The sequence below is a fragment of the Psychrobacillus sp. NPDC096426 genome, assembly GCF_044762745.1.
GTDB lineage: Bacteria > Bacillota > Bacilli > Bacillales_A > Planococcaceae > Psychrobacillus.
Map to the genome: position 1 here is coordinate 67,591 of NZ_JBIWEX010000017.1, position 26,740 is coordinate 94,330.

Consider the following 26,740-nt stretch of genomic DNA (forward strand, 5'->3'; position numbering starts at 1 on the left):
AAATTGACAGCTTTTTAATTTCTCAAAAGTTAATAGCCATATCTCTTTCTTGTTCCCATAATTAATAACATCGCAGGAACAGTACTAGCAATCATTCCTACAAATGCAAGTCCTGGGGAAAACTCGTATAAATAGCCCCCTGACAACGTTAAAATAGCAGTGCTAAAGCTTAGAGCAAAGGCCGAATAAATGCCTTGTGCATTTGGTATTTGCTGCTTTGGTAAGTTTTTCGTTATGTAATGTATAAACGCATAATGTGCTACACCAAACGATATTGCATGCAAGCTTTGGGAGAGCATAAAAACCCACATATTTGGAAACAGAAATATAAGTATCCAGCGCAGAGTAGATCCTAATGCTGCTAGTAATAATAACGATGAAGATCGCCATTTTGTAAACAAGTGATCGGCTTTTGCGAAGTAAAGAATTTCAAAAACAATCGCTATATTAATAATAATCCCGATATAAAATTTATTTACACCCAAATCCTGCAAATAAATATAACCATAATTATAGTAGGATGCATGTGCACCTTGCAGTAAAACGACAACAAGTAATACGATGGGGAAACTTTCTATTTTCCACAGACTACGGATTGAAAGTGATTCCTTTCGATCCTTTGCCGTTGGTTTCACTAATAATACGGCTGGTGTCGGTAAAAAGCGCATGAAAAGTAGTAAACAGAGCCCTGCTATCATACTCCATAAAATTGCCTGTTCTCCAAAAAAGCCTGTTACCATACTAATGATAAGTACGGAAATAACAAATCCTATAGAGCCGTAAGATCGGCTTTTTCCGTAATGTATGCCTCCTTGCTGTACTAAAGTGCCTGCCATACTATCAACAGCGGGAAGTAAAGCTGGATAAACAGCACTAAATAGAATGGTAACAATAATAAGCGTACTAAATGACGATGAAGGAATATAAAGTATCGTTGCAACAAGAGAGCTAACGGTTAATATAAGTATGACTGTTTGATTGCTCCAAAATTTATAGGCAAGTGGAAATGCAAATAGTGTCGACGCACCGCGTGCCAATAATCCAAAACTCATGATGAGGCTAGCTTCCGTCACAGTTAATCCTTTTGCCTGCACAAGCCATCCTGTCCAATAAGGCAAAAATATGCCCCATGTGATAAAAAATATAAAAAAGTTCTGTGAGAGCCAACGTTGATAATTCATGATCAATCCCTCCGTATAAATTGCATTATAGCATGTAAGGATAAACCGTTTACAGATGCTCTCTGCTAGATGGGAACAAAAAGAAATCCTGGGAAAGATTAATTCCAGGATGTGTATTCTCTATAACTTACGAGAAAAATTGAGCGAGCAATTTATTATATTCATGTTTCTTCTCCAAAATAGGCAAATGCCCACAGTTACCGAGAATGGCTAATTCAGCTTGTGGCATAAACCATTTTGTTTGTAAGACACTAAACAAAGGATTTACCTCATCGTATTGCCCCCCTACGATTAATGTAGGAACACGAACAAATGGTAAGATGGGAAGATAATTAGATTTGATCGCCGAAAAAGAGGATGCGATGTAGGGTATTTTTTTTATAAGAAACATTTTTTTCGCCGCATTGATTAAATTAGGCTCTTTTCGGTATAAACATTTTTCTGCAGTGTAAGTTGTATACTCGTCACTTGTTGATGAATGCAGGTTTCTTGCGCCTTTTATTACCGTCAATTGCCCTAAGCATGTGGGAGCGTAGGAGAAAGTATTAGATAAAACCATGGATTGTACGATTTTATTATTTTGACAATAAATTTCTTGTACGACTAGTCCTCCCATTGAAAGTCCACAAAAATGAGCTTTTTCAATGCCTAAAGAAGTTAGAAGCGATATAACATCCTGTGCAAATACAGAAATAGAAATATTATCATATTCTTCCGATTCACCATGGCCGCGAAGGTCGGGTATGAGTAATCGATAATTGGAGGATAATTCGTATTGGTTTTCCCAGGATTCTTTTTTACTGCCTAATCCATGAATTAAAACTACAGGTTCACCTTGACCGATATCTAAATAATGGATGGTATTGACCTCCTTTACTATGTTTATTATTGTCTAGTGTTCCCGTGCAACTTCCTATTATTCCTAGCTTATTCAAGGGGCGGAAGAAGGCTACATTTCTCTTTATTAACAAGAGAAGTCGTTTTGTCTTTTCGTGAAAATCCGATACAATAGTAGATAAGAATATTTAGTGGTGAAATGGAGGACTTCGTTGTGCCTGAAACAGCAGCTTTACAAAAAGAAGCAATGGACATGCTAAAAAAAACAAGCAGAACATTTTACATACCGATCACTTTTTTGGAACCAAAACTGAAGAAAGCGGTTGCCTCTGCTTATTTAGTGATGCGTGCAATAGATGAAATAGAGGATCATGAAGCACTAGGGTCGCAGGAAAAACAAGCATTATTGCTTGCAACGAGTAAGATGCTTTTAAAAGAGTTTGATGCAAAAGAATACGAGCAGCTAGTAGAGCCTTATAAAGATATACTGCCAGAGGTTTCTTTAAGACTCGCTGATTGGCTTGCAATTTGCCCAGTAGATTTAGTGGACAAAGTAAAAGAGTCTTCAAGCGAGATGGCAGAAGGTATGGCCAAATGGGTAGAAAAGAATTGGCAAGTAAAAACAAAAGAAGATCTCGATGAGTATACATATTACGTTGCAGGTTTAGTCGGAGTAATGCTTTCGGATTTATGGAAGTGGAATGCAGATATCGATACGGACCGAGAGCTTGCCATTGCGTACGGGCGAGGACTTCAAGCAGTGAATATTTTGCGCAACAAAGAGGAAGATAACGAACGTGGAGTTCAGTTCTTCCCGGAAGGCTGGACACGGGAAGACATGTTTCAATATGCGGAAGGAAATTTAGCTAAAGCAGATGAATACATGAAATCCATCAATCGTCGAAGCATTAAATTATTTTGTAAGTTACCCCTTGCACTTGCGCATAAAACATTAAAAGCGTTGAAGAGTGGGAAAGAAAAAATGACTCGAGCAGAAGTGGAAGCTACTGTAGAAGAAGTGCAGGCGGAAGTTTAATAAATATAGTGCCCATAATAAAAAACCAGACAAAGTTGTCTGGTTTTTCTATGCAAAAATTTATTATTGAGCTGTATATCCACCGTCAACAGTTAAGCTATTGCCTGTCATAAAGGAAGAATCATCTGAAGCCATGAATAGTACAGCTTTTGCCATTTCTTCTGCTTGACCAAGGCGTTTCATCGGAGTCATAGATGCTAGTATTTGTTTGCTTTCTTCCGGAATAATCGGAGTATCGATGAAACCTGGACATAATGAATTTACACGAATATTTTGCTCTGCGTATTCTAGTGCTAGTGAGCGTGTTAAGTTAATAACGCCACCTTTTGCTGCATTGTAAGCCGCTGAGCCAGGCGAGCCAACCCATCCATACATAGAGGCTGTGTTGACAATAGAGCCGCCACCTGATTTAAGCATTTCACGAATTGCTTCGCGAGCGACTAAAAATACGCCATCTAAGTCAACATTTACCGTGTTGCGCCATTCCGCATATTCTAATGTATGTGATGGTTGTACACGACCAATTCCTGCATTATTGAAAACGATATCTACTTTACCAAAAGCTTCAATTGTTTGTTTAAATATAGCTTGTACTTCTTCTTCGCTTGTAATGTTTGCTTTCACAAAAATTGCTTCAGCGTTGTTTGCTTTTAGTTCTGCTTCAAAAGCTTTCCCTTTTTCTTCGTTTAAATCTACTAGTACGACTTTGGCACCTTCTGTAACGAAAAGTCTAGCTGTTGCAGCACCAATGCCTGATGCCCCACCTGTGATGACTGCTACTTTGTCTTGTAATTTACCCAAAAGAATCGCCTCCAGAATTTATATTACGTGTTTGTTATAATGGGAAGATATAGTGACTAGTCAAACTATTTTGCTTACACTTTAACTTTATCAGTTTGTCCAAACCAATCAATCATTAGAAAATCATTAATTGTATAACTTGTAGACATTTCGAATGGATTCGTCTATTTTCAGGAGGTTAATTCATGAACAGTGAACAATATGAACTTTCACAACGGCAAAATCGGACAAGAAAACATTTTAAACAAGCATTTATCGAACTGATAAAAGAAAAGGGCTATCATGCCATCACGGTTAAAGATATTGTTGATAAAGCTAGTTATAATAGAAGTACTTTTTACGTGCATTATCAAGATAAAATGGAGCTAGCTGATGATTTACTTCATTCAATGCTTCAAGGTTTAGAGGATTCAGTGGGGAAACCATATGTTCATGGGCAAAAAGTATATACAACCAAATTGAATTTTCCTTCCTTTAATCTGGTGACTTATATTTATGAACATCGCCAATTTTTTGAACTTATTAAATACGAGGATACATTACCGGGTTTACATACGCAATTGCCTTCAACCATTACTAAAATTTACAATGAACAATTTATCTTTAGAACAATTAACGATATATCCGTCAATATGGATTATTTTAGACGCTATACGTCCTATGGTTTTTACGGACTCATTATCCATTGGATTTCAAATGACTTCCATATACCTCAAGAAGAATTTATCCAAGAAGTGATTGATCTTACAAAAACACATATTTATTCATTTGAGTATGTGGGGAAATAGTATTTGATATACAGTCATCCGGATTAAAACAAATATTTATTCAAAACTTCCTCCATTCAGCATAAAATTAGGTAGTAGAAGAAGTGCAGGCAGAAGTTTAAAAACGTAGAAAAACCCAAGAAGAATGTATCACTCTTCTTGGTTTTTTTGCTTATGTTACAGGATTGTTACTGGTGCCTGGCACCAGTAACAATCCTGTAACAATGTTTTTAGTGACTTATGAGATTTGATAGAGCTCAATATCTTCTGGAACCTCACTACATACACTTATACACAATTCACTTATATAGAGAGAAGTAACATTCATATTCATCATTTTATAGCTATTTAACTCACACATATTTTCGCTAATACCTTCACCAGTACATTTTAAAATGGCTTCTTTTCTCGTCCAAACTTCAGAAAACAATCGACCTTGCTCTAGTTTATGTTTTTCTTCTTTATGTAAGACCCAACCGTATAGCTGCTCGTCATATGTTAAATTGCTATTTTCTATGTCTACACCTATTTGACCTAATTCGCTTAACGCAATTACTAAATACTCATCGTTATGAGACCAATTAATAAATTGATTTTCATTCAAAATAAAGGGCTTACCATTTGCATATTTTTGTATATCAATATTCCCCAATAATTTTTTTATTAAAATGACCGACCAATTTGCTCTAGGTTCATTCATATTCACATTTTTTAACCAGTTATTTACAATGTATAATTTCACAATAAATAATTTCTCCTATAAAAAAAGTAAGGATAAATATATCCTTACTTTTTTTATTATATTTTAACAGCCACCTTAATAAATCCTTCTTCGATAGCATAATGAATTAATTTCCCGATATACTCTTTTTCTAATTTAGGTAATTGATTTATACCTAAATGTTTCATCGTATTTTTACTATCAAAAATAGCATTCGTATCGCTAGCACCATCGCCGTCTAGTTGAGCGACTGCTAAATTCTTCACTTCTTCATTCACGCTTCCACTTAAAACATAAGCTTCATAAAATGCTTTTTCTACCATTTCTATATCTAAATCTAAATCATTTAGAATAGAGATAAATTGTTCAAACTTAATAGGGTATGGATGACATACATGGTAGACACGTTGGAGATGTTTTGTTGTCAGCAAAGATTTCACGACTACTTCTGCTGCAAAATCAATTGGTGTAAAGTCCACCATCCATTGAACTTTAGGTGCTTTATTAACCATAATCATTAACTTCATCATACGATAAAATGAATTTTCATTAATGTTACTTTGGAAGCGCCCATCGCTATATCGACCCGTTAAATTACCCATTCGATAAATGAATACTTGTTTACCTTCTTTTGCTTTATCTAATATCCATTTTTCGGCTTTCATTTTTGTATCTGTATAAACACTTTCTAGCTGTAAATCAGCAGGTATTTCAGTCGTTTCCTTTAATAGATCCCATTTTCCCTCTGCCAATAAATCTTGTACAACGCCCACAGTAGAAATATGGTGGAAAACAATTTCCGAATTAAAATCGACCAACTCAAAAATATTTTTTGTTCCTTGAACATTCACTTTCTCAAAATGTTCTCTATCTCCAAAATGCCTTACATCGGCTGCTGAATGAATAATTGCATCTATCACGGATGCTAATTGCATAAATAATTCTTTTTTAAGACCTAAGTATTTTTTGGTCAGATCACCATTTATAACAGTAATATTTGTACTTAACTCTTTATTAAAATATTTTTTCATCGTATCTTTTATACGCTGTTCTGCAGTTTCTCCGCGCACAAGCAAAATGACGTTTTTTCCTTCTTCAATCAATTTATTCGTAATATGACTGCCTAAGAAACCTGTCGATCCAGTAACAAGTATTGTCTTTGCTTCTGGTAATTCTTCATTTACGGACATTTCTGGCCATTCAGTTAGGTATGTAAATTCGCCATTAAACTGCTCTGCCAATACATTCGATGTGTTTAAAACCTTTTCAGCTAAATTTTCTACAGTTTTCAAATCGAAGAAATCTTTAATTGTTAAAACTGGGTAGGTTTGTTTTAAATTCGATAAAATTTCTATCACTTTTAAAGAGTGACCACCGATATCAAATAAATTGTCAATTACACTAATGGCATCGATTTTCAGTACCTTTTGCCAAACATCTACAATATCTTTTTCAACTTTATTACGTGGAGCAATGAATTGTTTCGACACCGAAAGTGACACACGTTCCGCTTCGATTTTTTCTAATGCCTTCCTATCTACTTTACCAGTAGGCGCAAAAGGAATGTCATCTAGTTGTTGTAATTTTGTAGGAATCATGTAATTAGGTAAATTTGTTTTCAAACTATCGATTATAGAGGTAATTTCAACCTGTTCATCTGAAGTAAAGAAGGCTTTCAAAATTTGATCATCGTCTTCTTTTTCTACTACAACAACTGCATTATCAACGTTTTCAATTTCATTCATTTTCGTTTCAATTTCAGCAATTTCAATACGATGTCCGCGAATTTTAACTTGAGTATCCATTCTAGAAACGAATTCAAGATTACCATCTTTTAATTTTTTCACAAGATCCCCTGATCTATATACAATTCCTTCATAAATATCAGGATCAAAAGGATTTTTAATAAATACTTCTTCCGTTTTTTCCTTATTATTTAAATAGCCTAAAGAAATGCCGGCAGATGCTATCCAAAGCTCTCCTACTTCATTTTCTTCACATAGTTTGCCTTCTTCATTTACTACGTAAATTTTGTTCCCGGGTAATTGTTTTCCAATCGGAACACTATATACATCACTCGACAGATTTTTTGGCACTTCATATGCAGTTGCCATTACTGTAATTTCAGTAGGTCCATATAAATTAAAGAATCTCGTTTCACCACAAGGCCCTGATTTAAACTTTCTCGCTAAATCACCTGTTAATAATTCTCCGCCTACACCGACTAATTTGACAGAGGAGAATAAATTCGAGTTATCTTCCGTTATATAATTTACAATTCGATTAAAGATTACTGTTGGGAGTACTGGAATAACTGTAATTTTCTCGTTTTTCACGACATCTAAGAAATTACTTTCAGCCATTCTTTCTTCATCATCTATTAAATATAATGAAGAACCTGTCAAGAGTGATAGAAAAGTATCTAATACGGATGCATCAAAACTATAAGTAGCAAATTGTAAAATTTTATCTTGCTCATTAACCTGCCAATTTTCTTGCATGTAATGAACTAAATTAACAACACCCTTTTGGCGAATTAGCGTACCTTTAGGCTTGCCAGTAGTACCTGACGTAAAGATTGTATAGCATACATCATTAATATTATCGTTTACATATTCAAATGGTTCCGGCACAAAACTCGTCTTTATATCTTCTAAAAGTAAAATATTGATCGAAGTCTTTAACTGTAACCCTTTTATTTGTTGTAATGAATCCATATTACTTATAACAAATGAAGTATTAATATCATCAATAATATAGCTATTTCGCTCATTTGGATGTGTAGGGTCTAAAGAAACATAGACCCCTCCAGCCTTTATAATACCTAGTAATGAAATGACAGTATCAATACTTCTTTTTAAATATATTGCAACAAAATCTCCAGTTTTAAGACCATTTGATATTAAATAGTTAGCAATTTTATTCGATTCACTATCTAAATCCTGAAAGGTTAATTGTCGATTTCTTTCTTTTAATGCAATAGAATTTCCATATTTCGAAACAACTCGATTAAATTTACTTAAAATAGTTTCCATTTATTTTACAACCTCTTCCAAATACTGAAAATAAAGCAAAACTTTCATTAGTGATTCCCACCGATTTAGAAAGTAGCTCCAGCTAAAAAAAAACAGTATTAATTTTTAAACTTACTCACTACCTCTTCTAATTCTTCAGAAGTAGTTTTTAGATGCTCAGACATACTATTGATGTTACTTAGAGTACTTCGTTGATTTTCAACATTATCTACAATTCCTTCATAACCATCTACAATTTCTTTAGCATTCGAAGATAATGTAATAATCATGGCAGCTGATTCTTCTACACCTGCGGAAATCTCTTCAGTTGCAAACGACACTGATTGTAATTTCGCAGAAATCTCTTTGTTGAATTGATGAATTTTATTAAACATTTCATTTGTTTTTTGAGTGGAAGCTTTACCGCCATCAACACCCTTTTGAATATTCCCCATAAAGTTTTCCGCTTCTGCTACAGCTTCACGGACACGGCTGACAAGCTCTCGAATACCTTCAGTAGATTCAGCAGACTGCTCAGAAAGTTTTTTGACCTCTTGAGCTACTACAGCAAAGCCTTTACCATGCTCTCCTGCTCGAGCTGCTTCAATACTGGCATTTAAAGCTAATAAATTTGTAGCACCAGAAATATCAGTAATAACTTCTAAAAACTTGCCGATTTCATCCGATAAATTCACTAAAATTCCAATGTTTTTATTTGAATTTTCCACATCATGAACAATAGATTCCATTCGATTAGCAACATCAGAAGTAACTTCTTTACCATCTTCTGAATATGAAGTAACCTCTTCTGCATATTTGTAAACTTCTGTTATGTCTGTAGCAATGTTCTGGACTTGACCAGACATCTCTTCCATTGAACGAGCCGCCTCTTCAATCGAGTTTTCTTGCCCTTTTAAATTTGTCTTCATATAATTAACGGAATTTGTAATTTTTTCGGAAGAATCATACGTTGACTTGAATGCTTTTTCCAATTGTCTTGAATCATCTTTCACTTCAATTGCAGAATTGGTTACACCATTCACCATCTTACTTAAGGATGTTATCATTTCATTAAATCTTGCATTAACAGTACCTAATTCATCTTTTCCTTCTGGTAAATTAGCTATTAAAACACCTTTACTTGCTTTATTAATCCCTGCTAATAAATATTTTAAAGGTTTTAATTGAGATTTAATGATTAAATACTGCATGATGACAACTAGTACTAATAATACAACTAACAAAATAGAAGACCATTTTAATAGTCCAGCTTGTCCTTCCCCAACACTAGAAGCATCTACATCAATTGCATAATATGCAATTAAGTCTTTTTGTGCATTAAAGATTGGATACATAAACGTTAACCATGTACCATAATCATCTTTGTATATTTCTGTAAATTCCGGTTTGCCTGTTTCTTTTAATACTTCTAAAGCTTGCACTACTATTTCAGGCTGCTCATATAAAGTACCGGGTTCTAAACCTTCGCCTTTAAACATTCCCCAAATCGCATCATCAAAAGAAATTAAAGAGGTTTCATTCTTATTTTCACCACTTAATTCAACACCATAAATATAACCTTGAGCTACAACAGGATTGTATTCACTCATTTTGTTGAACATATCTGTATATTTTTTATGTATTTCACTTTGAATATCTGCATCTTGCATTAATTCTTCAACTTCGCTACCTTCAATCTTTTCATACCAAGATTCTGAAATTTCTTTTGTTTGATTTCTAAGTTGTTCCTTTAATAGGCTACCTTGGATAAAATAACTTACGCCAATGAGAACTACACCTACAAATAAAATACTTAAAATAGTAACTAATATATTTTTTGTAAAAAATTTAAGGTTTCTAAACATTTTTTTCCTCCTTTTTATGTAATAAATTTTTCAGTCGCTATTTTTATTAGAATCTATTTTATCTGTTTATAAACCAACTGGATTTTTTTGCATAATTATAATCATTACCGTTGCGTGGAAATCTACTAAAATTTCAGTTTTATACTTTTCCCTTTTCAGAAGAAAAACGAAGACACGGAAGCAGAGGTAGTACAAATCCATTTTTCACAATTACATTTGACTCGGGCAACAGCGACGAGAACGCTTTATGGTATACACTTTCCTTCGATTTTCCAAAGCAAAATGTAAGTGGGTTTCCACAAGGTTGCTTTCAGCTAAAGACTAATTACGTGAGTTATTTGTGTGCAGCTTTACCAATACATTCAAACAGTACACGATCATGGCGATATACACTTGATCGCCCGGTATGATTTGTACAATTCAGCTATTTCGTCCTCGTCAAAATAGAAATGATTCGTCAGGAGACGCAGTTTATTGCTCTTCGAATCGAGTATATTCAGAATGCGAAATACGTTTTCAGCACGATTTTGTGTGGTACCCATGACAATTATTTCATCCGATAAACAACGGCAATTCATCTATTAAATCGAAAGTCTCAAATACTCAGGTTGCTACTGCCGAACAATTATAGAGGATTCTTTTTAAAAGGAAATTCAGTTATAGAAAATTCATTTACTTATTTCAATGCAATGGTAGTGAATTATAACTAGTAAACTATATCATTAAACCTATTATTTATTGAGTGTATTTAGTCACATATGCCATAAGGTAAATAAAAAATTTTTAGTTAACATAGGCCAAATTAATTATGGACATAATCGGCTCTTGCCTTTTTTCGTAAAATAGCGATTCTTGTCTCTAAATCTGGCGGTGCGATATCCGTGATTAGTTCCCATTCAAAGCGAGAGCGCAATCGATCTTCCAGTATAGGAATTTCTTTTGGAGGTCGATCACTGGATATAACAATTTGTTAGACCAGATGCCAAAGTAGCATTGAACAAGAAAAAGTGATTTAGCCGTACAATAATCAATTGAAAAATCCCAAGAAGAAATGCAATTCTTCTTGGGTACTTTTTTGCAGCTAGCCAAAATGAGTTAACTTATTTAAAAATAGTGTTTACACAAATGGGATTTCAAGCTATTATTTAATTAATTCATAGATGTCGACTTCTTTTGAAGATTTATAATTATTCGTCATATCGATGGGGGAAGAAAAATGAAAACAAAAGAAATGGTATTTGCCGCATTATTTGCTGCATTAATAGGGGTATTAGGTATGATTCCGCCAATTCCACTGGGCTTTATACCTGTGCCGGTCACTGCACAAACACTTGGTGTTATGCTTGCAGGTAGCTTTTTAGGGAAGAAAGCGGGAGCACTTAGCTTGGTTTTATTTATCGTATTAGTCGCTTTAGGGTTGCCTTTATTGTCAGGTGGACGGGGAGGTCTTGCTCCGCTAGTAGGCCCTTCAGCTGGGTACATTTTCAGCTGGCCCATTGCCGCATTTTGTATAGGACTTGCTATTGAAAAAGTATGGTCAACGTTAAAAGTATGGAAAGTAATCGTTATCAATTTTATTTTTGGCGTTGTACTTGTTAGTTTAATAGGTGCGCCTGTAATGGCGATAATCACGCACACGTCCATTTGGGCAGGACTTGTAGGTGCTACAGCATTTTTACCAGGAGATTTAATAAAAGCTATTATTGCAGCTTTTATAATTGTGCAGATAAAAGCGGTTAGTCCAATTGAGCAGAAAATAAACAACGAGTAAATAGGATGATGAGAGATGAATCTAGTAGAACCATTATTACATAATGCAACACAGCACCCTGACAAAATTGCCTTAACAGATGGAGAACGAACCCGTACATACTCTGAGCTTGTACAAACGATGAAAAAAATAGCCTATGGTTTCCAACAGAGTGGTTTTAAACATGAAAATATCGCTATTTTGTCTGCGAATTGTATAGAATTTGTGGAAGTTTTTCTTGGCGCTATTTATGCAGGTTGTGTCCCTATCCCATTAGATCCAAAATGGAGTACTAATGAATTGATGACTATATTACAGCAGTGTAATCCTAAAATCATTTTTGTAGAGGATACTTTAGTAGCAAATCTACATTTACCAGATAGAGATATGCAAATAATGACCTTTTCGGCTGGTGGAGCGGGATCTTATAACAACTGGATAGCTCGTTTAAAACCGAAAGCTAAAATGGATGACACGAACGAGCTATTATTTATCGGTTTTACATCAGGCACGACAGGTATTCCGAAAGGATATTTACGGACACATTTATCATGGATTAAGAGCTTTGTGGCGACAAATGAGGCATTCCGATTCGAAGAGATGGAGCATATTTTAGCTCCAGGTCCGTTCGTACAATCATTGTCATTGTTTGCTGTAATGCAGAGCTTATATAGTGGGGCTACTTTTCATATTTTGCCTAAATTTAATGCTGCGGAAGTTTTACGGCTTTGCAATCAGCATCCCAATGCAATTTTATTTGTAGTTCCAACGATGATTGAATCATTGCTAAAACAGGTTACATCAAGACAGGTCCATATCCAAGCGCTGATTTCCTCAGGAGCAAAATGGTCGGAGGCGTCTAAGAAAAAGGCGAAGGAAGTGTTTGGTGAAGCAAGGTTATATGAATTCTATGGTTCATCTGAAGCAAGTTATATTAGCTATTTAGATGTCTACGCAGAAAATAAACCGAACTCATTAGGGAAACCCTTTCCAGGTGTACAAGTATCGATTTGCGATGAATATTTTCAGGAAGTACCGTCTGGAACAATAGGGCAACTTTGTATTCGAAGTGACATGATGTTTTTAGGGTATCATCATTTGCCTGAAGAGACGGAAGCTGCTTTTCGAGACGGTTGGCTCATTCTCGGAGATTACTTATGGGTGGATGAAGACGGTTATTTGTATTTGGCAGGTCGTATGAAGAATATGTTGGTATCTGGTGGTCTTAATATTTACCCGGAAGAAGTTGAATCTGTACTACAGCAACATCCTGCAATTCAAGAAGTGATGGTGCTTGGGATACTGGATGCATACTGGGGAGAACGAGTAGCAGCACTTATTAAATGGGACGGGCAACAACGTCTATCAATAGAAGAAATAAAAGATTACTGTCGAAATAATTTAGCGAGTTACAAAGTGCCGAAGCAGCTTATGACGGTGGATGAATTTATTTATACAAGTAGCGGAAAATTGGCACGCCAAGCGATGAAAGACTATATAGAGAAGGTGATGGTATGACAGAAGCGGTGATTGTCATGGCTAAACGCACACCAATAGGAAGGATGGGAGGCATGTTAAGCTCCCTTGAACCGGAGAAACTGCTAGCGCCCCTTATCAAGCATATTGTAGCTGAAACGAATTTGCCAAAGGATATCATTGATGATGTCATCATTGGCAATGTTGTAGGACCAGGTGGCAATATTGCTCGAGTTTCAGCACTAGAAGCGGGACTACCTGTCACCGTCCCTGGTGTTACTGTCGACCGACAATGTGGTTCAGGTTTAGAGGCAATCAATTTAGCTGCGAGATTAATTCAAAGTGGTGCAGGGGAGGTTTATTTGGCAGGGGGCGTTGAAAGCACGAGCCGAGCTCCTTGGAAAATGGCCAAGCCACAAAACCTAATGGGTGTACCGGATTTATATACACGTGCCAAGTTCACGCCGAGTAGTTACGGTGATCCAGATATGGGGATTGCTGCCGAGAACGTAGCAAAAAAATACGCGATTTCGAGAGAAGAACAAGATCAATTTTCTTTGGAAAGTCATAGAAAAGCTATTCAATCTCAGCAAACCGGTCGATTTGACCAGGAGATTGTACCACTTCAAGTAAGAGGAGAATGGGTAACGAAAGATGAGTGCCCAAGACCTGATACGAGTATAGAAAAGCTACAAAAATTGTCGCCTGTATTCCAGGAAAATGGCACGGTTACAGCTGGGAATGCTTGTCCGCTAAATGACGGGGCTGCACTTATATTAATCATGTCTCGCAAAAAATGTGAAGCGCTAAACCTTAAGCCAATTTTACGTATTGTAGATGCTCAAGCAGCTGGTGTGGATCCAAATTATTTAGGGATTGGCCCGATTCCGGCTGTACAAAAGGTGCTAAATAGGCAACAACTAACAGTAGATGATCTAGATATAGTGGAGTTTAATGAAGCCTTTGCCTCGCAAGTATTAGCCTCACTAAAGGAGCTTCATATTCCACTGAAAAAGGTAAACCGAGGAGGCGGCGCATTAGCAATTGGCCATCCATACGGTGCATCGGGTGCGATTTTAATGACGCGATTATGTACTGAAATGTTATATAAACCGTATAAAAAAGGGCTTGCAACGCTAGGTATTGGCGGTGGAATAGGTCTTGCAACACTTGTGGAGGCAGCCGAATGAAAAAGATGCAGCAACGGCTATATGTGACGCCGGAATGGATTTTGCAGTACTCACAAAGTATAGAAGCTCCTTTGCAAACAATGAATGATACCTTAATTGCACCTTCCACGATGCCTATTATTTTCTGGCAAGAATTCGATATTCCTTGGCTTTCTAGGGATATACCATTGATTCATGGTACGCAACACTTTTCATACGAGGCACCAATTACTGCAGGAATGATGCTGGATTGTGAACTAGAGCTAACGAATGTCGAAAAAAAGGTAGGTAGGCAGGGAGAGCTTACTTTTTTAACACATACACTCGTTTGTAAATGCAATGGTGATCTCATTGTTACAGCGGAAACAGTATTAATCCGAGTAGGTGACCCACATGAAAAAGCATATAACAGTTGAAGCGATCAAAAAGTATGCAGCAGCTTCAAAAGATAAAGCGGCGATTCATCTAGACGTGGATGCTGCACGAACGGCTGGATTCGATCGTCCTGTCGCCCACGGTATGTATATCATGGGGCTAGCGCAGTCATTGTATATTGAGAAGCATCCTACGCAATGGATTACAGCGTATAATATGAAATTTCAAAAGCCGCTTTTTGTTGACACGGTAGCTATTTTTAATTTTGAGTGTTTTGGCGATAGCGTTGAGGTGACGGTTACAGCTGAAACTGGGGATAAGATTGCCGCGGGGACTTTTTTAGTGAAGGAGTTGCAACGATGAAAAAAGTAGCAATCATTACGGGTTCCACAAGAGGCATTGGGCGGAGTATCGCCATACATCTTGGACAATCAGATTTTCAGGTTGTTGTTAATGGCACAAAACAGGAATTAGTAGACGAAGTTGTGCGAGATATCGATCGAACTGGCGGCGAGGCTATAGGGTATGTTGCGAATATTGCCGATCCAATAGCAGTCACTAAAATGATTGATGCAGTTATAGCCCAATTTGGCCGTATAGATGTACTCATACATAATGCAGGTAATTTGCATGATCAAAAATGTTTACGTATGACAGATGAAGAGTGGCAATCTGTACTAGATGTGCATTTAAACGGTGCTTTTTATAGCATTCAGCGAGTACTTCCTCATATGCAAGAAAGTGGTGGGGACATACTTTTAATGACCTCTACCGCTGGATTAGGGGGCTCTATTGGTCAAGTGAATTATAGTTCGGCAAAAGCAGGGATGCTCGGTATGATGTGGACGCTTGCAGCTGAACTAAAGCGCAATAATATTAGAGTGAATGCCATCTCACCAGCTGCTTTAACGGATATGACCAGACCAGTAATTGAACATTTAAAGAACAAATACGCAAGTAAAAATGAACCGTTTCCTGAGTTCTGGAAAGTAGGAGAGGCGGATGATGTTGCTCGCTTTGTAGTGACGCTTCTTGCACTGGAAGATACAGATTTAACTGGTGAAATATTTGGTGTAAATGGTTCCAAAGTGACGAAGTGGCAAAAGCCCGTTCCTGCATTTTCTGAAAATAGTATAGAAGCATTTTTTACTACGTGGCAAAGCCGAAAAGGAAGTGAATAAATGCTTACTTTCGATCACGTTCATTTTTATTATAAAAAAGGGCATCCAATCTTAGAGGATATTAACTTTACGATTAAAGCGGGGGAATTTGTAGCTATTGTCGGTGCAAATGGTAGTGGGAAATCGACAGTTGCCAAGCTAATGGATGGCTTACTGTTACCGAAAAAAGGCACTGTAAAGCTTCAACAACTAGACACGACAAACCCTAATGATCTGATGAAAATTCATCAGCAAATAGGCTTCGTTTTTCAAAATCCAGAGGATCAATTCATCACTACAACTGTAATGGACGAAGTACTTTTTGGATTGCAAAATATTCGCGTCCCAAGGGAAGCAATGCGTGGCAGGGTGGATACTGCATTGCGTGCTGTTCAGATGGAGGACTTCCTAGAAGCGATGCCCCACCAATTATCAGGTGGTCAAAAGCAACGTGTGGCTATTGCAGCTATATTGGCAATGCAACCTCAAATTATTATTTTCGACGAAGCAACTTCTATGCTTGATCCACAGGGTAGAGAGCAGGTGTTATCGATTATGCATAGACTGCATAACCAAGGCATGACGATTATTCACATTACCCACCATATGGATGAAGTGATATCTGCAGAGCGCATTCTACTCATACATGAAGGGCATCTGCAATTTGATGGTGACCCGCTCATTTTTTTTGAAACCGTGCCAGTATTGGAGTATCAATTACAGTTACCCTTTGCTGTCCGTTTACGTAAAACTCTTCAACTAGAGAGCCCATTAACAGCAAATTGGAAGGAAGGGATCCGTTCACAATGGCCTATCAATTAAACAATGTGAGTGTGAACTATTCCGGTCAAATGGCTTTACAAAATGTCAGTTGCAAGATTCAAGAGGGTAAGTGGATTTCCGTCATTGGTCAAACAGGTGCGGGAAAATCCACATTTGTTAAAGTACTGAAGGGGTTAATTTCCAATTTTGAAGGGGACTATTTTGTAGATCAACAGCCTGCCAAAAGAGATGCCAAGGGACAATTAAAGGTTCTACCAGAGATCGGCTTTGTTTTCCAATATCCCGAACACCAACTTTTCGAAACGACTGTGTATAAGGAACTAGCTTTTGCACTGAAGCAACAGGGATTTTCAAGTCAGAAAATAACAGAGCGTATTTCAACTATTTTGCCGCAACTTGGCTTATCGGAAGATATTCTTCCACTAGCTCCATTTCAACTAAGTGGCGGTCAAAAACGCCGAGTAGCAATTGCTTCTATATTGATGATGGAACCACAGCTCCTGATTTTAGATGAACCAACAGCGGGGCTTGATCCAGTAAGTAAGCAAGCGTTGTTACAATTACTAAAAAAGTGGCAGCAGCAGGGAAATCGTACGATACTATTCGTATCGCACCAAATGGAGGATGTCGCTGAATACTCGGATGAGGTTATCGTATTTCATGAAGGTCGCTTAGTGGGGCAATTTAATACGCTTCACTTATTTCTGAAACAATGCCAGTTGCTAGAGGAAATAGGGTTGTCGCTGCCAGAATCAGTGCAACTTTTAAAGCTAGTAGAGGAGTTATCTGGTCAGAAGATCGGGGTTTCCAGTTGTAGGGAACAGGAAATCTTTGAAAAGGTTATCCCGCTTTGGAGGTCAAGGAGGCTTCAAAATGTCTGATACCGTATTAATAGGTCAGTATATGGAGACGAATTCCGTGTTTCACCGACTTGATCCGAGAACGAAGATTTTAAGCATTTTTATCATCATGCTGAGCTTTCTAATACTTGAAACTAGTGCGAGTTATGCAATTGCCACTTTATTTGTCTTTGGCGTTTTGATGCTATCGAAAATCCCGTTTCCTGTTTTTATGAGGGGGTTAAAACCGATTTTATTAATATTGACATTTACGTTCGTATACAACGTCCTGCTCACAAAAGGGACTGTCATTTGGTCTTGGTCATTTATTGAGGTGACTATGGAAGGGCTGCAAAATGGGGTGCGTTTCGTCTGGCGAATTATTTTACTTGTCCTATTAGCTTCTATTTTAACTTTAACGACAAAGCCATTGGAATTAGCTAGTGGTCTTGAAAAACTATTAGCTCCACTATCCAAACTCCATGTGCCAGTAGAACAGTTTTCCTTAATGATCGTTATTGCGATTCGCTTTATCCCGACGATTTTGCAGGAACTAGACCGGATTGTACTCGCTCAAAAAGCAAGAGGGCTTGATATTGTTAATTTACCGATAGTAAAGCGTATGCTTGCTTATATTCCCATTTTAGTACCTTTACTGTTCACAACTATTCAGCGTGCGGAGCAGTTGACTTACGCAATTGATGCGCGTGCTTATGGCAAGGGCAAGGGAAGAACTGCGTATAAGCTATTGCAATTTCAGCAAATAGATTACATAGTGGGGACGGTCGCTATTTTGTTTGTAATAACGGTGTTCATCATACAGTTAGGGGGAGTGTAGAATGAAAGTATTTGGTGCTGTCGTGGACAATGAAACGCGCTGTACGCATTATCATACGGAAAAAGATATTATAGCGATTAAATTTAAATGCTGTAATCGTTATTATCCTTGCTATAAATGCCATGAGGAAGACGCTGACCACAAAATAGAACGTTGGCCTAAGCAGCAGTTTGGTGAACTGGCTATTCTTTGTGGCAGTTGTCAGAAGGAGTTAACGATTCATGCGTATATGCATACGGCTAGCTGCCCGCATTGTCAGGCAACTTTTAACGAGCGTTGTAGTGCCCATTATCCGATTTATTTTGAATGATCTTATTAACGGGTAAAATCCCAAGACATGAATCTTCTTGGGATTTATTGCGTATGTCCATTTATCGCACTAGAAAACATCAGAACATCTACTTCCGTGAGTAGCGGGTTTGTAACGGAAATACGATATTGAATACTGTTCGTTAAGTCGATTAAACTTAAATATTGCTGTTGACCCGCCCCTGTATCGATACCGAGCTTTTTGGGCTGTTGCCAAACGGAGCCTGCTGGAACACCAAGTCGATTAGTTGGTGTATGTCCGAATACTACGGTCGTATCCTCTTGAAGAGGTGCTTGAAGAAACGGGTCTCGTATGGTCAGTAAATCATTTATTTGTTGTGCATGAAGAGGGATACCTGTACGGATGCCGGCGTGGACAAACAAAAATGGTTTGCGTTCTATGTAAAGCGGGAGGCTTTGTAAAAAAGACTTCCACTCTATCCACTTTTTACTTCCTTCTGCAATATCATCTAGTGCGCATTTTTCATGATTGCCCATAATTGCGTATGCGCCGTTTCTTACATAATATTCCACAGCTTTTAGTGTACCTTCACTACTAGGACCCTTGTCAATATAATCTCCGACGAAATACAGTTCATCTTGATCTGCTTGGTATTTAGCATATGTCAGTAATCTGTGAAGTGCATGGACATGCCCGTGAATGTCGGAAATAGCTAAGATGCGTGACAAGACGTTCACCTACATTCTATTATGCACAAGAAAAGGGGGAGCTACCTGTTCTGTTTGCTTATATAAAAATGTATGATTACGTTCAAAAGAAACGACTACTTCTTTATTCACTTCGACTTGTTCACCGTGCAACACAGTTAAGCGACCACCTGCTGTTTCCACCATAATGCGCCATTTGTGCCCTTCGAAAATAGAGTGTGTGACCCGTCCATGCAACGAGTTTTTGAGGGAATTTATTTCATTTCCATTTTCTCCTATTTTCAAAGCTTCTGAGTCCATTACGACAATAACATCGTCGCCATTTGTTAGTGTCCCGTTGCCGCGGATAATTGCATCCCCAATTTTAACAGATGCAGAATCTTTTGCAGTAGCCATTAAGCGATTTGTCATTCCGAGTAAGCCTGCTACCCATAAAGAAGCCGGTGCTTGACGAACTTCCATTGGTGTTCCATACTGCTCGATTTGACCTTCGCGAAGCATTAAAATGCGGTCGGCCAAAGCATACGCCTCCAGTGGATCATGTGTTACGTGCAAAGCAGTAGTGCCAAGCTTGCGCAATAAATAAGAAAGCTCGTTACGCATTTCAAATCGTAGCTGCATATCTAAATTGGATAGGGGTTCGTCTAATAGAAGTAGTGTTGGCTTTGTAGATAAAGCTCGAGCAATTGCTACACGTTGTTGTTGCCCACCTGAAAGCTCACTAGGATATCGGTTTTCTAGCCCATTTAACTGAAGTAAGTTAAATAAAAAGTTTTTCGTTTCCGCTTGCTCTTGCTTGTTTACTTTCCGTATTTTAGAGCCATAAAAAATATTTTGCACTACGGTCATATGTGGCCATAACGCGTAATCTTGAAAAACCATATTAATACCTCGTTTTTCCGGAGGTAGTGTCATGTTAGGGGAAGAAATAATCTTGCCATCTAGTCTAATTTCTCCTTCGTCTAACGATTGTAGTCCGGCAACCATTTGTAAAAGGGTGGACTTACCGCATCCGGATGGGCCTAAAATGCTAACTATTTCCCCAGGCTCTACAGTAAAACTAACATCGTTCACTGCTCGAAATTGCTTAAAAATTTTGGAGACGTTTTGAATCTGTAACGACATGTTGTTTATCCTCCTTTTTCGATAGTTGCGAAATGAGGGTAAACCCTTTTTCAACGAACCATTTAAATAGCATCATGAAAATAATGATGATTGTACCGCTAGTAATTGTTGCAGCAGTTGCAAATCCGTAATTTAAGTCTTCGAACGATTTGTTGATAGCCACTGGTAACGTGACAAAGTTCGGAGGGTATAAGATAGACGTAATCGCTAAATCGAAAATGCTCGTCCCAAATGCTGTTAAACCTGCCGTTAGTATGGATGCACGCATTAATGGCAATAAAATCGTCCAGATCCGTCGACTTAACGAGGCACCTTGAACGGAAGCGGAAGCGAGTAAACTTGCCGGTACTTTCGTCATTGCACTAATCATTAATCGAGCCGCAATAGGAATCGCTCCAGCAATACTTGCGAGCACTAAAATAGCAGGCTTGCCGTATAAATGGAGATGAATACTTTCCAAAAATGGCTGATTCCAGATGAATATATAACCAATTCCGAGTACTACTCCTGGTACAGCCAGTGAAACAACTGAAAGCGAATCAATTAGTGAGCGAAACTTGAAATCGGTAAATATTAGTACATACCCAATGCATATTCCAACAATTAGACCAATGAATCCCGCTAGCGCTGCTATGAGCAATGAATTTTTAAGCCCGATAAGAATCGTGGAATCTACGTTAAACAAAGAGATATAATGTTTCATAGTAAAATTACCCAGTGAAACACCTTTACCTAAAGTGTCCATAAACGAGACTAATAAGCTACTGCCGATCGGGATGCCGAGGGCTATTAGTAAAAAACAACTATTTATAATGTCATATATCCAACTATTTTTCGTCTTCAATGGTTCTTTTCGTATCGCACGACTGGTGATGAATGAATAATCTCCTTTTCGCAAGATAAATAATTGAAACAACATGACCAAGACAATAATTACAACTAAATAAAAGGATAAAATCCCTGCCATATCAAAGCGAATAGGGGCTGTATATAAAGCAGTGTAAATCGAATACGACAGAGTAGGGAAGCTATAAACAGCAGCTAGGGATGCTGGTAATCCGAAATCTCCAATTGTATCCATAAAGATAAGCGCTGCACCAGATAAAAGCGCCGGAATCATCAATGGTACTTGCACTGTACGAAGTGCATGCCATGCAGAAGCGCCGTTTAGTCGTGCCGCTTCATTGTACTGTGATACATTCCACTCTAATGCCGCAGTTACAGCTAAATAAGCATAAGGAAATTTACAACAAGTCATAATGAAAATAAGTCCGATTGGCGAAAAAACAAAACCTGTTACCCAATCCATTCCAAGTACGTTTGTCGCAATACCTTTCCCGCTGGAAAACAAAACCCAGCCTTGCGCCATGATAAAACTCGGCAAAATAAGCAATGCCCATGCCGTAAAATCGAGTGCAAACTTTGTTTTAAAAGCTCTAGACGTCCGCATAATTGCAAGTGCTGTACCTAGAACCGTACCTAAAACTGCTGTACCTGTTGCTAGTATGAGCGAGTTCGTGAGTGACTTGCTCCAAAGCTTCCGTTCAAAAATTTCAAAAACGAGTCCAAAGCCTGCAAAATCAAGTTTGCCGAAAAAAATACCTGGTAAAACAATTTGAATAAGTACTGCTAAAAGTGGTAGTAATATTAAAATAAATAATATAAGGACAACGCCCCACCCCAGCATAGCTGGAGCAGTGCGTTTATTTGAAAATAAATTCCGCATATGCGAGTGACCCTTCCCTTTCCAAAATTTACACTAAGCGTTATTGAACGGACTGATCAGCGAACCATTCTTTTACTTCTGCTTCATTTTGAGCTGCTGTTGCTGGGTTAGCAATAAGTAATGGAGCTTTTTCATCACGAGCTGCAGGGCTAGCTACATCTTTAACTGACGACGTGTAAAATCCTTCTGTACCAGCTGCAATCATTTGGTCTTGTGTTTCTTTTTCTAATATGAAAGAGATGAACGCTTTCGCTACTTCTTCTTGGTCTGTGTCTTTGCTAATAGCTGCGTAGCGTACAGAAGCTGGAGCACCCTCTTCTGGCCAAACAATTTCAATTGGCTCCCCGTCCTGTTTCATCTTATATGCATTCGATTCTTGAAGTGCGGCAATTTTCAAATCACCACTTAATAATGCTTCTACAACGTTTGGATTTTTTGGGAATACTTTTGTACCGTTCTCGAATAATTTCGTGAAGTATTCTTTTCCGCCATCCATTCCTAAATCTTCAAAAAACCATGCAACAAATGGGTAAGCAGGAGCAGCTATTGCCGGATCAGCCATACCAACCATGTTTTTATATGCAGGATTTGTAAGGTCTGCCCAAGTTTTTGGTGCGTCTTCTGCTTTTACTTCATTCGTGTTATAAACGATAACTCCCGCTGCATGTGCACCTGTTGGGTAATACGCTTTCGATGCTGGTACTAATGATTTACCGAAATCATTTAAGTTCCCTTCACTTTCTAATGAAACATTTTCTAGTAAAATACCGTCATTTTCCCATCTAGCGAAAGAGCCTTGTCCGTCCAACCATACAACGTCCCAGTTTGGATTGGATTTCTCTGCTTCGATACGAGATTGAACTTCAGCGCCGTTTCCAACAACCAATTCAATATCATAGCCCGTTTTTTCTTCAAATAACGGTTCGATTAATTCGTCAAAGTCATTTAAATACACAACTAGTGGTTCTGTTTGTTTCACTTTATCAGTAGCTGCTGTGGCAGTTTCTGTTTCTACTACTTCTTCCGTTTCAGTTGCTTTTTCTTTTGCACTTCCTGTCTCTTCTCCATTAGATGAGCAACCTGCTAGCATTAATGCTGTCAATCCAGATAATAACCAAAGATGTTTTTTCATAAGTCAACCTCTTTCAGATTTTTTTGTCATCTTTATCGTAATCGATAGTAATTAATGGAATATGAAGGATATGTAAATTTATCATTAAGAAATACTGAATAATATTGATAGTTAAATAGATTTTATCTATATTGAAACGGAAGAGGTGGATAAAATTGAATTTCCAGCAATTGAAAGTATTTGTGTTAACCGTTCAAACGGGGAAGCTCAGTGCTGTGGCTGAAGCATTACATATTAAACAGCCGACTGTGACATTTCATCTAAAGGGGTTGCAGGATAAACTAGGAGTAGAGTTGTTTGAACAGCCTCAGCTGAAACGATGGATTTTAACGGATGCTGGAAAAGCATTTTACCATTATGCGCAGCAAATTATTCAACTTGCAGAACAGGCAGAACAAGTGATGGATGATTATAAATTCAATACACGAGGTAAATTACAGCTAGGTGCTAGTCAAACAACAGCTTCCTATATATTGCCCCCGTACTTAGCGAAATTCCAAAAAGAACATGATCGTGTGTACATTTCTTTAGTTGTCAATAAAGCACCGAGCATATTACAAAAGGTAAAAAACTATGATTTAGATTTAGGTGTTATTGCATACGGTAAGTTATTCGATCCAGATCTTACAATTATTCCAATTATGGAAGACGAGCTAGTCCTCATTATGCACAAAGACCATCCATTGCGAAAGAAGACGGAGATCAAACCTCACGAGCTTACGCAGTATCCTTTCATTTTGCATGAAAAACAAGCGGTTAGTCATACGCTTGCAGAAAGATGGATGTTAGAAAATAACATACAGCTTAATATCATTATGGAAATTGGATCTATTCAAACGATTAAAGAGGCAGTGGAGTTGAATATCGGCATTGCCATTTTACCAAGGTTAAGTGTAGAAAAAGAAATGAAGGAAGGAAGACTTTTCATTCAACCATTACCGAACTATGTAAACGAGCGACATATTTACCTAATCTATCGAAAAATTCAGCATTTCAGTCCAATGATGCAAAGCTTTATCGAATTTCTGAAACAATCTTTTCAGTAGAGGGATGGATTTTGAGGAACTAAAAAACCTCCCTAGATTAGGAATCGTTAGACGAAGCAGTTACAATTATGGAAAAACCATTTCTTTATGTCAAAGAGGAGAATGGATTAATGATAAAACAAATGACCTTAACGTCTTTTGAAAATGATCTTAATCCAGAATTAACGATAACCTATTTTAAAGATGATCTTCCATATTTCTCTTTAAGTGAATTTGCAATCGAGGAAAATAATACTGCTTTCGATGGTGAAGGAGAAAACATTCGAGGGTTTAAGGGAAATAAAACTGACATGGAGGGATTCCGTTTATTAAACTGGGCTGAGGATGGTTATGGCTACAGTGTTATATTATTGCATCCAGATCTAACATTTGAAAAAATGAATGAAATTATTAATAACATGGAGTATGTCCAAGTCCAATAATGAAAAAATCCGTTGCAACTTATTCTTTCCGGTTGCAACGGATTTTACATTATTTCTAATTGTCGTTTAGCAATCTGTTTATTTTACTCTTACAAAAAGTACTTTCAAATAATTTCCTTCTTTAAACAGCGGAGAAGTCCTGAAATCACTAGGAAGGGAAAACTCTTCCTCAATCGTATATTGACGATTACTTTCTTTAAATGCCTTTTCTACAAAAGTTTTGAATTTTTTCATTCCAAATGTAGCGTTGTTAGTAGAAGCGACAATCACACCATTTCTCTCTGTAATAGCAATCGCATCTTGTAGTAGGTTCGTGTAGTCTTTTGCAGAACTAAATGTATACTTCTTTGATCGTGCAAAGCTCGGCGGATCAAGGATCACTACATCAAATGATAACTCTTTCCGTTTAGCGTATTTAAAATAATCGAAAACGTCCATCACGATAATGTCTTGTTTTTCTTCATCGATTCCATTTACCTCGAATTGCTCAGTTGTTTTGCTTAGACTTCGTTTTGCTAGGTCCACGCTTGTCGTTTTCGTTGCGCCACCTGCAGCAGCAAAAATAGAAAAAGCGCCTGTATAAGAAAATGTATTTAAAACTGTTTTCCCTTGTGCATAAGCATCTCGAATCTTTTTACGAACGTCTCGCTGATCTAAAAATACACCAACCATCGCTCCGTCATTCAAGTAGATTGCAAAGTTTTGTCCACTTTCTTTCACAATTAGTGGGAATTCCCCGCGCTCACCTTTCACAAAATCATCATCTTCCAAATACTGACCTTTTGTATCGAAACGTTTCTTTTCATAAATTCCTTTATAGGATACAGAAGCCTCTAGTCCAGCTAAAATCATTTCTTTAAAAGAGTAAATCCCTTCACTATACCAACTTAGTAAGTAAAACCCGTCAAAATAATCAATCGTTAAGCCGCCAATTCCATCGCCTTCTCCATTAAATACACGGAAAGCAGTTGTATCGCTGCTATTAAAATAATCTGCACGATGTTTAATAGCAACTGCAATTTTCTTCTGGAAAAAATGCGTGTCAATTGGTTCGTTTTCATTTTTTGTTAAAAGCCAGCCGATTCCTTTATTTTGCTTTCCTACATAGCCTTTACCAACAAACTTGCCAGTTGGATTGCGCAGTTTTAAAATGGCGCCTTCAGGTAAGGAGTCAATTTCATGGAAGCCGTCTTTTAGTAAAATAGGAACCCCTTTTTGTAGGTCATGGGCTAGGTTATCTTTTATTTTTATATCTAATTCTTTTTGCATAATTGTCATCCTCGGAGTTCGTTTTTCTTTATTATCACATATCGAGAGGTTTTAAAAAAGAAATGCGTGAAATTGGAATTCTAACGCAAATACAAACACAATGAATCCTATATGGCTTTAGCTCCTTTCTCTAGTCCTCTTATGGTACAATTATTATACATATGTATGAGGAAGGAAGTTCGTTGTGAAAAAGTCGAAAGTTGTCATTCCGATTATGGTCGTAGTAGCAGTACTAGCTACATGGATACTGAAGGATCATACGGACGTACCAATTCTCCATAAGGTTCTTATTACAATAGGTGCTTGTATAATATCAGGGGGACTTGGTTACTTATTACTAGGATCTGACGTTCAAAAAGTTGACCCAAAACCAAATCAGCAACATACAAACAAAAAGGGAAGCAGAAAGTAATCTGTTTTCCTTTTTTCT

General features: G+C 37.4%; 26 protein-coding genes and 2 pseudogenes. 15 read left to right on the forward strand and 13 right to left on the reverse strand.

The genetic code is table 11. The features are described from left to right. Window positions 1-29 precede the first annotated feature (29 nt). Window positions 30-1,181, reverse strand: coding sequence for an MFS transporter (locus tag ACIQYS_RS14730; RefSeq protein WP_402981498.1), 1,152 nt, complete (start codon window positions 1,179-1,181; stop codon window positions 30-32). Between the two features lie 127 nt (window positions 1,182-1,308). Next, on the reverse strand, window positions 1,309-2,070 hold the full coding sequence (locus ACIQYS_RS14735) for an alpha/beta fold hydrolase (RefSeq protein ID WP_402981609.1): 762 nt from the start codon (window positions 2,068-2,070) through the stop codon (window positions 1,309-1,311). 162 nt (window positions 2,071-2,232) lie between these two features. On the opposite strand from ACIQYS_RS14735, the gene ACIQYS_RS14740 reads away from it, so the two are divergent. After that, a complete protein-coding gene (locus ACIQYS_RS14740; RefSeq protein WP_402981501.1) occupies window positions 2,233-3,054 on the forward strand; it encodes a squalene/phytoene synthase family protein in 822 nt (273 codons plus the stop codon). 63 nt (window positions 3,055-3,117) lie between these two features. On the opposite strand, the gene ACIQYS_RS14745 is transcribed toward ACIQYS_RS14740, so the two are convergent. Beyond that, complete coding sequence (locus tag ACIQYS_RS14745) at window positions 3,118-3,855, reverse strand: SDR family NAD(P)-dependent oxidoreductase (protein ID WP_402981505.1); 738 nt, start codon at window positions 3,853-3,855, stop codon at window positions 3,118-3,120. Between the two features lie 185 nt (window positions 3,856-4,040). On the opposite strand from ACIQYS_RS14745, the gene ACIQYS_RS14750 reads away from it, so the two are divergent. Then, window positions 4,041-4,643 carry a TetR/AcrR family transcriptional regulator gene (locus ACIQYS_RS14750; protein WP_402981508.1) on the forward strand — a complete coding sequence of 201 codons (603 nt, stop codon included), beginning with the start codon at window positions 4,041-4,043 and terminating at the stop codon, window positions 4,641-4,643. A gap of 217 nt (window positions 4,644-4,860) precedes the next feature. Here ACIQYS_RS14750 and ACIQYS_RS14755 read toward each other — a convergent pair whose 3' ends face one another. From ACIQYS_RS14755 to ACIQYS_RS14775, 5 genes and pseudogenes are all read right to left on the reverse strand, one after another. After that, the gene (locus ACIQYS_RS14755) at window positions 4,861-5,364 is read right to left on the reverse strand and encodes a 4'-phosphopantetheinyl transferase family protein (RefSeq protein WP_402981511.1); all 504 of its coding nucleotides are present in this window, start codon (window positions 5,362-5,364) and stop codon (window positions 4,861-4,863) included. 56 nt (window positions 5,365-5,420) lie between these two features. After that, window positions 5,421-8,378 carry an amino acid adenylation domain-containing protein gene (locus tag ACIQYS_RS14760; protein WP_402981514.1) on the reverse strand — a complete coding sequence of 986 codons (2,958 nt, stop codon included), beginning with the start codon at window positions 8,376-8,378 and terminating at the stop codon, window positions 5,421-5,423. Between the two features lie 98 nt (window positions 8,379-8,476). Next, window positions 8,477-10,222, reverse strand: coding sequence for a methyl-accepting chemotaxis protein (locus tag ACIQYS_RS14765; protein WP_402981517.1), 1,746 nt, complete (start codon window positions 10,220-10,222; stop codon window positions 8,477-8,479). Between the two features lie 245 nt (window positions 10,223-10,467). Beyond that, window positions 10,468-10,782 (reverse strand): annotated as a pseudogene (locus ACIQYS_RS14770) (IS4 family transposase); the annotation flags it as partial. Between the two features lie 257 nt (window positions 10,783-11,039). Then, window positions 11,040-11,192: pseudogene (locus tag ACIQYS_RS14775) on the reverse strand (DnaA ATPase domain-containing protein); the annotation flags it as partial. A gap of 246 nt (window positions 11,193-11,438) precedes the next feature. Here ACIQYS_RS14775 and ACIQYS_RS14780 point away from each other — a divergent pair. The 10 genes from ACIQYS_RS14780 to ACIQYS_RS14825 are packed head-to-tail and all read left to right on the forward strand — an operon-like array spanning window position 11,439 to window position 18,922. After that, the gene (locus ACIQYS_RS14780) at window positions 11,439-11,993 is read left to right on the forward strand and encodes a biotin transporter BioY (RefSeq protein ID WP_402981520.1); all 555 of its coding nucleotides are present in this window, start codon (window positions 11,439-11,441) and stop codon (window positions 11,991-11,993) included. A gap of 15 nt (window positions 11,994-12,008) precedes the next feature. Then, a complete protein-coding gene (locus tag ACIQYS_RS14785; RefSeq protein WP_402981522.1) occupies window positions 12,009-13,490 on the forward strand; it encodes an AMP-binding protein in 1,482 nt (493 codons plus the stop codon). Continuing rightward, window positions 13,487-14,638: a thiolase family protein gene (locus ACIQYS_RS14790; RefSeq protein WP_402981525.1), complete on the forward strand. Its 1,152-nt coding sequence runs from the start codon at window positions 13,487-13,489 to the stop codon at window positions 14,636-14,638. Before ACIQYS_RS14785 ends, ACIQYS_RS14790 begins: the two co-directional genes overlap by 4 nt. Next, window positions 14,635-15,033, forward strand: a complete 399-nt coding sequence (locus tag ACIQYS_RS14795) for an FAS1-like dehydratase domain-containing protein (protein ID WP_402981528.1) — start codon at window positions 14,635-14,637, stop codon at window positions 15,031-15,033. Before ACIQYS_RS14790 ends, ACIQYS_RS14795 begins: the two co-directional genes overlap by 4 nt. Further along, window positions 15,011-15,355 (forward strand): MaoC family dehydratase, encoded by a 345-nt coding sequence (locus ACIQYS_RS14800; protein ID WP_402981531.1) that lies wholly within the window; start codon window positions 15,011-15,013, stop codon window positions 15,353-15,355. Before ACIQYS_RS14795 ends, ACIQYS_RS14800 begins: the two co-directional genes overlap by 23 nt. After that, the gene (locus ACIQYS_RS14805) at window positions 15,352-16,173 is read left to right on the forward strand and encodes an SDR family NAD(P)-dependent oxidoreductase (protein WP_402981534.1); all 822 of its coding nucleotides are present in this window, start codon (window positions 15,352-15,354) and stop codon (window positions 16,171-16,173) included. The genes ACIQYS_RS14800 and ACIQYS_RS14805 overlap by 4 nt, the downstream gene beginning before the upstream one ends. Beyond that, window positions 16,174-16,974, forward strand: a complete 801-nt coding sequence (locus ACIQYS_RS14810) for an energy-coupling factor transporter ATPase (protein WP_402981537.1) — start codon at window positions 16,174-16,176, stop codon at window positions 16,972-16,974. It begins immediately after the preceding gene. Next, on the forward strand, window positions 16,959-17,816 hold the full coding sequence (locus tag ACIQYS_RS14815; protein WP_402981540.1) for an ATP-binding cassette domain-containing protein: 858 nt from the start codon (window positions 16,959-16,961) through the stop codon (window positions 17,814-17,816). Before ACIQYS_RS14810 ends, ACIQYS_RS14815 begins: the two co-directional genes overlap by 16 nt. After that, window positions 17,809-18,612, forward strand: a complete 804-nt coding sequence (locus ACIQYS_RS14820; RefSeq protein ID WP_402981543.1) for an energy-coupling factor transporter transmembrane component T family protein — start codon at window positions 17,809-17,811, stop codon at window positions 18,610-18,612. The genes ACIQYS_RS14815 and ACIQYS_RS14820 overlap by 8 nt, the downstream gene beginning before the upstream one ends. 1 nt (window position 18,613) lies before the next feature. Then, on the forward strand, window positions 18,614-18,922 hold the full coding sequence (locus tag ACIQYS_RS14825) for a CHY zinc finger protein (RefSeq protein ID WP_402981546.1): 309 nt from the start codon (window positions 18,614-18,616) through the stop codon (window positions 18,920-18,922). A gap of 44 nt (window positions 18,923-18,966) precedes the next feature. Here the strand turns inward: ACIQYS_RS14825 and ACIQYS_RS14830 are convergent, their stop codons facing one another. The 4 genes from ACIQYS_RS14830 to ACIQYS_RS14845 are packed head-to-tail and all read right to left on the reverse strand — an operon-like array spanning window position 18,967 to window position 23,573. Beyond that, entirely contained in the window at window positions 18,967-19,611 is a 645-nt protein-coding gene (locus tag ACIQYS_RS14830; protein WP_402981549.1) for a metallophosphoesterase, read from the reverse strand. Window positions 19,612-19,620: 9 nt separating this feature from the next. Continuing rightward, the gene (locus tag ACIQYS_RS14835) at window positions 19,621-20,715 is read right to left on the reverse strand and encodes an ABC transporter ATP-binding protein (RefSeq protein ID WP_402981552.1); all 1,095 of its coding nucleotides are present in this window, start codon (window positions 20,713-20,715) and stop codon (window positions 19,621-19,623) included. Continuing rightward, window positions 20,678-22,441 (reverse strand): ABC transporter permease, encoded by a 1,764-nt coding sequence (locus ACIQYS_RS14840; RefSeq protein WP_402981555.1) that lies wholly within the window; start codon window positions 22,439-22,441, stop codon window positions 20,678-20,680. Before ACIQYS_RS14840 ends, ACIQYS_RS14835 begins: the two co-directional genes overlap by 38 nt. Before the next feature lie 40 nt (window positions 22,442-22,481). Then, window positions 22,482-23,573 carry an extracellular solute-binding protein gene (locus ACIQYS_RS14845; protein WP_402981558.1) on the reverse strand — a complete coding sequence of 364 codons (1,092 nt, stop codon included), beginning with the start codon at window positions 23,571-23,573 and terminating at the stop codon, window positions 22,482-22,484. A 155-nt stretch (window positions 23,574-23,728) separates the two neighbouring features. On the opposite strand from ACIQYS_RS14845, the gene ACIQYS_RS14850 reads away from it, so the two are divergent. Together ACIQYS_RS14850 and ACIQYS_RS14855 are read left to right on the forward strand one after the other, a co-directional pair. Further along, complete coding sequence (locus ACIQYS_RS14850) at window positions 23,729-24,619, forward strand: LysR substrate-binding domain-containing protein (protein ID WP_402981561.1); 891 nt, start codon at window positions 23,729-23,731, stop codon at window positions 24,617-24,619. A gap of 110 nt (window positions 24,620-24,729) precedes the next feature. Then, a complete protein-coding gene (locus ACIQYS_RS14855) occupies window positions 24,730-25,041 on the forward strand; it encodes a hypothetical protein (protein WP_402981564.1) in 312 nt (103 codons plus the stop codon). 78 nt (window positions 25,042-25,119) lie between these two features. Here ACIQYS_RS14855 and ACIQYS_RS14860 read toward each other — a convergent pair whose 3' ends face one another. Beyond that, window positions 25,120-26,310, reverse strand: a complete 1,191-nt coding sequence (locus ACIQYS_RS14860; RefSeq protein ID WP_402981567.1) for a class I SAM-dependent rRNA methyltransferase — start codon at window positions 26,308-26,310, stop codon at window positions 25,120-25,122. A 184-nt stretch (window positions 26,311-26,494) separates the two neighbouring features. Between ACIQYS_RS14860 and ACIQYS_RS14865 the strand changes: the two genes are divergently transcribed. Next, complete coding sequence (locus tag ACIQYS_RS14865) at window positions 26,495-26,722, forward strand: hypothetical protein (RefSeq protein WP_402981570.1); 228 nt, start codon at window positions 26,495-26,497, stop codon at window positions 26,720-26,722. Window positions 26,723-26,740 lie beyond the last annotated feature (18 nt).

Bases quoted from the DNA above. Each gene is read 5' to 3' on its own strand.
- ACIQYS_RS14860 (WP_402981567.1), bottom strand. From the start codon at position 26,310: ATGCAAAAAGAATTAGATATAAAAATAAAAGATAACCTAGCCCATGAC.
- ACIQYS_RS14785 (WP_402981522.1), top strand. From the start codon at position 12,009: ATGAATCTAGTAGAACCATTATTACATAATGCAACACAGCACCCTGAC.
- ACIQYS_RS14815 (WP_402981540.1), top strand. From the start codon at position 16,959: ATGGCCTATCAATTAAACAATGTGAGTGTGAACTATTCCGGTCAAATG.
- ACIQYS_RS14800 (WP_402981531.1), top strand. From the start codon at position 15,011: ATGAAAAAGCATATAACAGTTGAAGCGATCAAAAAGTATGCAGCAGCT.
- ACIQYS_RS14760 (WP_402981514.1), bottom strand. From the start codon at position 8,378: ATGGAAACTATTTTAAGTAAATTTAATCGAGTTGTTTCGAAATATGGA.
- ACIQYS_RS14765 (WP_402981517.1), bottom strand. From the start codon at position 10,222: ATGTTTAGAAACCTTAAATTTTTTACAAAAAATATATTAGTTACTATT.
- ACIQYS_RS14845 (WP_402981558.1), bottom strand. From the start codon at position 23,573: ATGAAAAAACATCTTTGGTTATTATCTGGATTGACAGCATTAATGCTA.
- ACIQYS_RS14790 (WP_402981525.1), top strand. From the start codon at position 13,487: ATGACAGAAGCGGTGATTGTCATGGCTAAACGCACACCAATAGGAAGG.
- ACIQYS_RS14835 (WP_402981552.1), bottom strand. From the start codon at position 20,715: ATGTCGTTACAGATTCAAAACGTCTCCAAAATTTTTAAGCAATTTCGA.
- ACIQYS_RS14780 (WP_402981520.1), top strand. From the start codon at position 11,439: ATGAAAACAAAAGAAATGGTATTTGCCGCATTATTTGCTGCATTAATA.
- ACIQYS_RS14825 (WP_402981546.1), top strand. From the start codon at position 18,614: ATGAAAGTATTTGGTGCTGTCGTGGACAATGAAACGCGCTGTACGCAT.
- ACIQYS_RS14795 (WP_402981528.1), top strand. From the start codon at position 14,635: ATGAAAAAGATGCAGCAACGGCTATATGTGACGCCGGAATGGATTTTG.
- ACIQYS_RS14810 (WP_402981537.1), top strand. From the start codon at position 16,174: ATGCTTACTTTCGATCACGTTCATTTTTATTATAAAAAAGGGCATCCA.
- ACIQYS_RS14820 (WP_402981543.1), top strand. From the start codon at position 17,809: ATGTCTGATACCGTATTAATAGGTCAGTATATGGAGACGAATTCCGTG.
- ACIQYS_RS14750 (WP_402981508.1), top strand. From the start codon at position 4,041: ATGAACAGTGAACAATATGAACTTTCACAACGGCAAAATCGGACAAGA.
- ACIQYS_RS14840 (WP_402981555.1), bottom strand. From the start codon at position 22,441: ATGCGGAATTTATTTTCAAATAAACGCACTGCTCCAGCTATGCTGGGG.
- ACIQYS_RS14805 (WP_402981534.1), top strand. From the start codon at position 15,352: ATGAAAAAAGTAGCAATCATTACGGGTTCCACAAGAGGCATTGGGCGG.
- ACIQYS_RS14855 (WP_402981564.1), top strand. From the start codon at position 24,730: ATGATAAAACAAATGACCTTAACGTCTTTTGAAAATGATCTTAATCCA.
- ACIQYS_RS14730 (WP_402981498.1), bottom strand. From the start codon at position 1,181: ATGAATTATCAACGTTGGCTCTCACAGAACTTTTTTATATTTTTTATC.